Here is a 7,164-nt window from a genome sequence, read left to right on the forward strand (position 1 = left end):
TTTTAGGTCCTCTACTTTTCCCTCTTTTATAATTTCTATTATTTTCTTTTGATTGCTCCAGAAGAGAACGTTGCTCTTCGCTCACTGCAATTTCTGTTTTTTTAGGTCCTGTCACCACATGTTCGAACCCCTTGTAAGAGTTTTCTTCTTACTATCTCTTACACATTTTAGGAGCTTTTGAACTGCAGGAATTATTCAGCATAGCTGTACTAGACCAGCGGCAAACGGTAAGAAGCAAATTGTAATCGAAGTACCAAAGCAAGCAGATGCCAAAGTGTATGAAGTGCAATTACTGACTCCAAGCTTGAAAGGCCAAGAAAACTTCGTGCTTATAATGAAGACAGAACACGGGGAAATTCTAATTCCAAGCAACATGCTGTCCAACTTGATGGGAACTGCTGAACAAGTGTCTATCCGTATAAACAAAACCTCTACGGACAGCCTGGATGCAGGTACCCGTGAACGGATAGGGAACCGTCCGGTTATCGATCTGAACGTAGTAGCAGGCGACAAGATCATTATCTGGAATAACCCTTCAGCTCCTGTAACGGTATCGATTCCTTACACACCGACAGCTGAAGAACTCAGCAATCCGGATCTTATCGTCGTTTGGTACATCGATGGCAAAGGCAACGCAACACCGATTCCGAACGGTCGATATGAAGCGGCAACCCAAAGTGTTGTATTCCAAATGACCCACTTCAGCACGTATGCGGTAGACTCTGTATTCAAGACCTTCGGGGACCTGCAGAACGTACCTATGGCCAAACAAGCGATTGACGCAATGGCAGCTCGTGAGGTCATCAAAGGAATGACTGAGAACAGCTTCTTTCCTGCAGCTTCCATCAAGAGAGCGGATTTCATCGCACTTCTCGTAAGAGCTCTTGAATTGAAAGGAACAGGGGGAAATAAAACGATGTTCAGCGATATCCCAAACTCCGATTTCTATTATCATGAACTGGCTATCACGAAGGAACTGGGAATTGCCACTGGCTTTGAAGATCATACGTTCAGGCCAAACCGTAATATCTCCCGTCAGGATATGATGGTGATGATCGTACGGGCGCTGGAGGCAGGCGGCAAGCCAATCGAAGCCAGCGGATCTTTAGCTGCTTATTCTGACGCAGCGGGCATTTCTGGCTATGCGAAAGACAGCGTTTTGTTTCTGGTCAAATCTGAAGTCGTGAACGGTAAGAACGACAGGATTGCACCGAACGATACGCTCACCCGTGCTGAGGCAGCAGTCATCTTGTACCGCATCTGGAATCTGTAGCCCCAGCCGAGTAAGAAGACTTCCGAATTTTAAACCGGTAGTGAACTTTTGACAAACTACAAAAAGAGGATTAATATATACTATATAAAGTATAGTTAATATAAAAAAAGAGGCGAATAGCTATGGAACAAACCAATGTGATTAAAAGGGATATTAGCGAAGTCAGAGAGGTTACATTAAGTCACATGAGTCCTATCCATGCAGCCGGGCCGGTAATTGAACCGGGAAACTGGGCAAAAAACGACCCTTTTCTACTAATGATGGAGGATCAGTTCCAGAAAGGTTCCTTCGATATCCATCCGCACCGCGGAATGGAGACGGTTACGTATGTAATTTCCGGACAGATTGAACATTATGACACTCACAGTGGTGAAGGCGGAGTGCTCGGACCCGGCGATGTGCAGTGGATGACAGCAGGAAGCGGTGTTGAGCATAACGAAGTGCCATCAGAGGGGATGACCGCACATTCCCTACAATTGTGGGTCAATCTGCCGAAAGTGCATAAAATGACAAAGCCGCGTTATCAGAATTTAAAAAGTGAAGATATGCCTGTACGGCAAGAAGAAGGGGCAACGATTAAAGTGTTTTCCGGCTCTTCCAGAGGCGTGGTTGCTCCGACCCAAAATTATGTTCCGGTTACGATGGTAGAGATGCTTATTGAACCAGGCTACACAGTGACCCAGGATTTACCTGGCAGTTACAATGGATTCATATATGTTCTTGAAGGCAATGGGACATTTGGGCAGAATAACGTTAAGGCTTCCAAAGGTCAGGTCTTAGCTTTGAGTCAAGGCGGCAGCTGTGAGAGTGAAATTGAGATTACCGCTATCCAGACACTGCGAGTACTGCTATACGCAGGTGAACCTATTCAAGAACCGGTAGTTGCCCGAGGACCATTTGTAATGAATACGGAAAGAGAGATCACGGAGGCCTTTAGTGAGTATCGGCAGGGGACTTTTTTGAAATAACATGTCCCCTGAAGTGGCTCGAATGAAACGCTACTTTATTTAAAGTACAAATAGAAGGGTTTGAATGGACCCGGTTTTTTCTTAGTGAGTATATAGGTGATGCTGGGAACTTGGAGGTTGAAGTTTCTTTTTGCCTATATGCTCTTTTTGTGCTGTGTTAAAGGACAGGACACATAAAAGACAAATTGCCAAGACATAATGAACTAAAGAAAACCGAATATATATCAGCAGCAGTACGCAAGGAGAGATTATGAAAAAACACGGAATTACTTTTAAACTTTTTCTGATGATTGTTTTATTCTTTGTCTGTTTCTATGGAATGGTAATTATTTTCCAGTAAATCTCTAATCAGATGCTTCGATTTATGAAGCGAAATAAAAGTCAGCTCACCATTGTAAATATGAATGGTCAAATGGTTGTAGATGACCCTTACCATATGGTCATAAGACAGGATAATGGCGAAACCGTGTTTGTTTCACTTTCTCTTTTTATAAGTTTATATGCAGATGCTTTAAGGAATTCGTATTAGATTTGGTGATTATATCACTTTATGGGGAGAAACAGATAGAAGAGCCATTGCTCCTTATACCGTCTTATACCCAAACAAAATGAATAAGAAAGAATCACCTCAAGGAAACCCTGGAATATGAGTGGATAGATCCCTGGAGCGGAACACGTAATATTATTCTGATTCAACCCGTACAGCACCCCGATAAAAAAATAGAGCTGTTATTTGCACTTACCTCATTACAAGAAGTCAGTGATACCAATGAGGCACTGCGCTGGTTTTACGTCTATCTGGGAGTCGGAGGTTTCGTGCTGACCCTAATCCTGTCCTTGTTCTTCTCAAAGGTAGTAACTCGTCCCCTGATCGCTTTAAATTATATAGCCAAACGGATGGTGAAGCTGGATTTTACAGTGGACTCTCGCCTATACAGCAGATGATGAGTTAGGCAGATTGGCCAGCAGGATGTGATCAGTATCAATAAAAAGGATCATTATGTATCTGTAATCATTGAGAGCAGAGAAGATGGAAATGTTAATTAAAGATATGCTGGACCTGGCCCGACTGGATTCCGGCACCATACGACTTCATCTCAAGTCGTTTATGCTTAGCGAACTCACTGAAAAGGTAGCAAATAAGCTGATCTATTCTCTGCGAAATAAGCATTTGGAAGTTGTCATAACTCCTATCAATGGGCTTCCTATAGTCGCTGATCCAGATTGGATTGAGTAGGTTATCCAGAATTTCCTTGTAAATGCAATCCGTCATGCGGATGAAAGAAGTACCCTTTATATTGAAATTTCTAGTGATGCTCATTACACGCATTTCCTGGTAGATAACCAAGGGAAACCTATCCCAGAAGACCAGCTCAACCGCATCTGGGAAAGATTTTCGGGCAGGCATGTTCGCGGTTGGCGTCGGTTCAGCGGAATCTTTACATCAGGTTTGACCTAATTGTATCGGGGATGAAAAGTAGTAAATAACTGATCATAAGCGCGTACTGGTATACAACGGTGCGTGCTGTTTTTCATTACACCCATGCTGTCTAACTTGCTAATTAATCAAAATAGAATGCATCAGATAAGTAATACATGACACGAATTATTGAAATCTAACAAACAACAATTTATTTTAACTTGGGATGGAGAAATTCGTATTTTATTTGAGCAACTCGCACCTATCGAAGATCCATAAGGCTTTTCAAGTGCACCTTTTATAGGTGGTTTTGGCAATTACTCGTTCAGAAAGTGAAATCTTTCCCTATAAAACTTGGGGGTGACTCCAGTCACTTTTTTAAATACCTTAGTAAAATAACTTTGATCATTAAAGGACAACAAGGTACAAATCTCGGAAATAGGTGTTTTGCTGTAGGCGAGTAATTTCTTTGCTTCATCGGTTTTCATTTGTTGAACATATTCACTTACGGTGAGACCGACTTCTTTTTTAAATAAAGCAGAAAGATATTTTGGGCTAAGTCCAACTGTCCGGGCTATTATGCTATCCCAGTACTGGTTGGCATTCAGCAGGGTAATCGTGAAGGCTATATGGACTTCACAAGTGGCGACTTTGAAAAGCTGTTGGGCCGACCTTTAACATCAACTGTTGAAGGCGTACGTCAGATAATTAGCAGCCTTTCCTAGGAAGAAAATTAGGCACTACTAATAAACGTCCAACATACTTATACATGTAGCTTCAAGAAGTTTGTTAAAAGAGTAGAAGTACCTCCCCGGGTTACGGGTTGGGGGTGTAGTTGTTTCAGGGGGAAGGGGGAACCCCGACCCCCCAGAAACAGGATTCATCAGCCACTCCTCTTTGGGTGTGGGCAAGGAAGGGGAGAGTGCTTCAGATAGCTCATTTAGCTTCTTTTTGACTGTATTCATATCAATGCTAGGAACTACCCGGTCTGATGACGTTCATTGTAGTCAAGCATTTCCAAATACACAATTTTCTCTGCCGCATCCATATTGCGTCAAACTGTATATTGGTTTGAGGCGCTTGCGGATAGGTTCCGGGTACGATTTCGCGGAAGCAGCTCACAACTTTGTTTCTCGCCCAGCCAACTGCCGGCTTAATGTTCTCTGCCCGCAGTTCCTTAATCAATGCGTCGATGCCGGGCAAAATAACGTTTGGAAAGTATAATGTGTATTTTTCTTGGCCACCAGCCGCTCCAGTTCATCGAACCTCCATACCGGTCGGGCAGGCATGTTTGCGGTTGGCGTCAGTTCAGCGGAATCTTTACATCAGGCTTGACCTAATTTTATCGAGGATGAAAAGTAGTAAATAACTGATCATAAGCGCGTACTGTTATACAACGGTGCGTGCTGTTTTTCATTACACCAATACTGTCTAAATTGCTAATTAATCAAAATAGAATGCATCAGATAAGTAATACATGACACGAATTATTGAAATCTAGCAAACAACAATTTATTTTAACTTGGGATGGAGAAATCCGTATTTTATTTGAGCAACTCGCACCTATCGAAGATCATAGGCTATCTATAAATGGGCAGAGATTTTATGGGATCTTAATTTCACTCTTGCAATTGAATATAAAATTGTAGAGCTTATTTGAAGCATGAAATATGATTCATAAGGCTTTTCAAGTGCACCTTTTATAGGTGGTTTTGGCAATTACTCGTTCAGAAAGTGAAATCTTTCCCTATAAAACTTGGGGGTGACTCCAGTCACTTTTTTAAATACCTTAGTAAAATAACTTTGATCATTAAAGGACAACAAGGTACAAATCTCGGAAATAGGTGTTTTGCTGTAGGCGAGTAATTTCTTTGCTTCATCGGATTTCATTTGTTGAATATATTCACTTACGGTGAGACCGACTTCTTTTTTAAATAAAGCAGAAAGATATTTTGGGCTAAGTCCAACTGTCCGGGCTATGGTTTTACGTCTATCTGGGAGTCGGAGGTTTCGTGCTGACCCTAATCCTGTCCTTGTTCTTCTCAAAGGTAGTAACTCGTCCCCTGATCGCTTTAAATTATATAGCCAAACGGATGGTGAAGCTGGATTTTACAGTGGACTCTCGCCTATACAGCAGATGATGAGTTAGGCAGATTGGCCAGCAGGATGTGATCAGTATCAATAAAAAGGATCATTATGTATCTGTAATCATTGAGAGCAGAGAAGATGGAAATGTTAATTAAAGATATGCTGGACCTGGCCCGACTGGATTCCGGCACCATACGACTTCATCTCAAGTCGTTTATGCTTAGCGAACTCACTGAAAAGGTAGCAAATAAGCTGATCTATTCTCTGCGAAATAAGCATTTGGAAGTTGTCATAACTCCTATCAATGGGCTTCCTATAGTCGCTGATCCAGATTGGATTGAGTAGGTTATCCAGAATTTCCTTGTAAATGCAATCCGTCATGCGGATGAAAGAAGTACCCTTTATATTGAAATTTCTAGTGATGCTCATTACACGCATTTCCTGGTAGATAACCAAGGGAAACCTATCCCAGAAGACCAGCTCAACCGCATCTGGGAAAGATTTTCGGGCAGGCATGTTCGCGGTTGGCGTCGGTTCAGCGGAATCTTTACATCAGGTTTGACCTAATTGTATCGGGGATGAAAAGTAGTAAATAACTGATCATAAGCGCGTACTGGTATACAACGGTGCGTGCTGTTTTTCATTACACCCATGCTGTCTAACTTGCTAATTAATCAAAATAGAATGCATCAGATAAGTAATACATGACACGAATTATTGAAATCTAACAAACAACAATTTATTTTAACTTGGGATGGAGAAATTCGTATTTTATTTGAGCAACTCGCACCTATCGAAGATCCATAAGGCTTTTCAAGTGCACCTTTTATAGGTGGTTTTGGCAATTACTCGTTCAGAAAGTGAAATCTTTCCCTATAAAACTTGGGGGTGACTCCAGTCACTTTTTTAAATACCTTAGTAAAATAACTTTGATCATTAAAGGACAACAAGGTACAAATCTCGGAAATAGGTGTTTTGCTGTAGGCGAGTAATTTCTTTGCTTCATCGGATTTCATTTGTTGAATATATTCACTTACGGTGAGACCGACTTCTTTTTTAAATAAAGCAGAAAGATATTTTGGGCTAAGTCCAACTGTCCGGGCTATTTCATTGTGACTTATATTTTCGTAAATATGCTTGTAAATATAATTTTTACATGTAATTATCGTTTTAGAATAGCGTTCTATTTTTACTTGCCGAACTTTTTTGGCATAAGTATAAAGTACTTCTTTGGCCAATTCTCTAATCTCATCTAATGACTCCAGCTCTTCCACCTTTTGGATGTAACGATTATGTAGTCTATGGGCAATTTCCTCATGAAATCCACCTTCAATAGCAGCTCTGGACACCAAAGTGATGAGGATTATTATATGATTCTTATTAGAACGAATATAACTGGTTTTCGATAAAACACT

General features: G+C 41.2%; 6 protein-coding genes and 1 pseudogene. 4 read left to right on the top strand and 3 right to left on the bottom strand.

The window, feature by feature from the left end:
- Positions 1–406 precede the first annotated feature (406 nt).
- The 3 genes from QW71_RS35705 (at position 407) to QW71_RS40300 (ending at position 3,700) form a co-directional block, all read left to right on the top strand.
- Positions 407–1,273, top strand: coding sequence for an S-layer homology domain-containing protein (locus tag QW71_RS35705; protein ID WP_235441648.1), 867 nt, complete (start codon positions 407–409; stop codon positions 1,271–1,273).
- A gap of 122 nt (positions 1,274–1,395) precedes the next feature.
- On the top strand, positions 1,396–2,241 hold the full coding sequence (locus QW71_RS35710) for a pirin family protein (RefSeq protein ID WP_039310655.1): 846 nt from the start codon (positions 1,396–1,398) through the stop codon (positions 2,239–2,241).
- 1,240 nt (positions 2,242–3,481) lie between these two features.
- Positions 3,482–3,700 (top strand): ATP-binding protein, encoded by a 219-nt coding sequence (locus QW71_RS40300; RefSeq protein WP_152679946.1) that lies wholly within the window; start codon positions 3,482–3,484, stop codon positions 3,698–3,700.
- 278 nt (positions 3,701–3,978) lie between these two features.
- On the opposite strand, the gene QW71_RS39540 is transcribed toward QW71_RS40300, so the two are convergent.
- A complete protein-coding gene (locus tag QW71_RS39540) occupies positions 3,979–4,290 on the bottom strand; it encodes an AraC family transcriptional regulator (protein ID WP_083442865.1) in 312 nt (103 codons plus the stop codon).
- A gap of 1,090 nt (positions 4,291–5,380) precedes the next feature.
- Positions 5,381–5,620, bottom strand: a pseudogene (locus QW71_RS39545) (helix-turn-helix domain-containing protein); the annotation flags it as partial.
- A 534-nt stretch (positions 5,621–6,154) separates the two neighbouring features.
- Between QW71_RS39545 and QW71_RS40305 the strand changes: the two are divergent.
- Positions 6,155–6,316, top strand: a complete 162-nt coding sequence (locus tag QW71_RS40305; RefSeq protein WP_235441649.1) for a hypothetical protein — start codon at positions 6,155–6,157, stop codon at positions 6,314–6,316.
- Between the two features lie 278 nt (positions 6,317–6,594).
- Here the strand turns inward: QW71_RS40305 and QW71_RS35725 are convergent.
- On the bottom strand, positions 6,595–7,164 hold a 570-nt coding region (locus QW71_RS35725; protein ID WP_039310661.1), incomplete at its 5' end, for a helix-turn-helix domain-containing protein.

It is taken from the genome of Paenibacillus sp. IHB B 3415 (assembly GCF_000802655.2).
GTDB lineage: Bacteria > Bacillota > Bacilli > Paenibacillales > Paenibacillaceae > Paenibacillus_AQ > Paenibacillus_AQ phytohabitans.

Bases quoted from the DNA above. Each gene is read 5' to 3' on its own strand.
- QW71_RS35710 (WP_039310655.1), top strand. From the start codon at position 1,396: ATGGAACAAACCAATGTGATTAAAAGGGATATTAGCGAAGTCAGAGAG.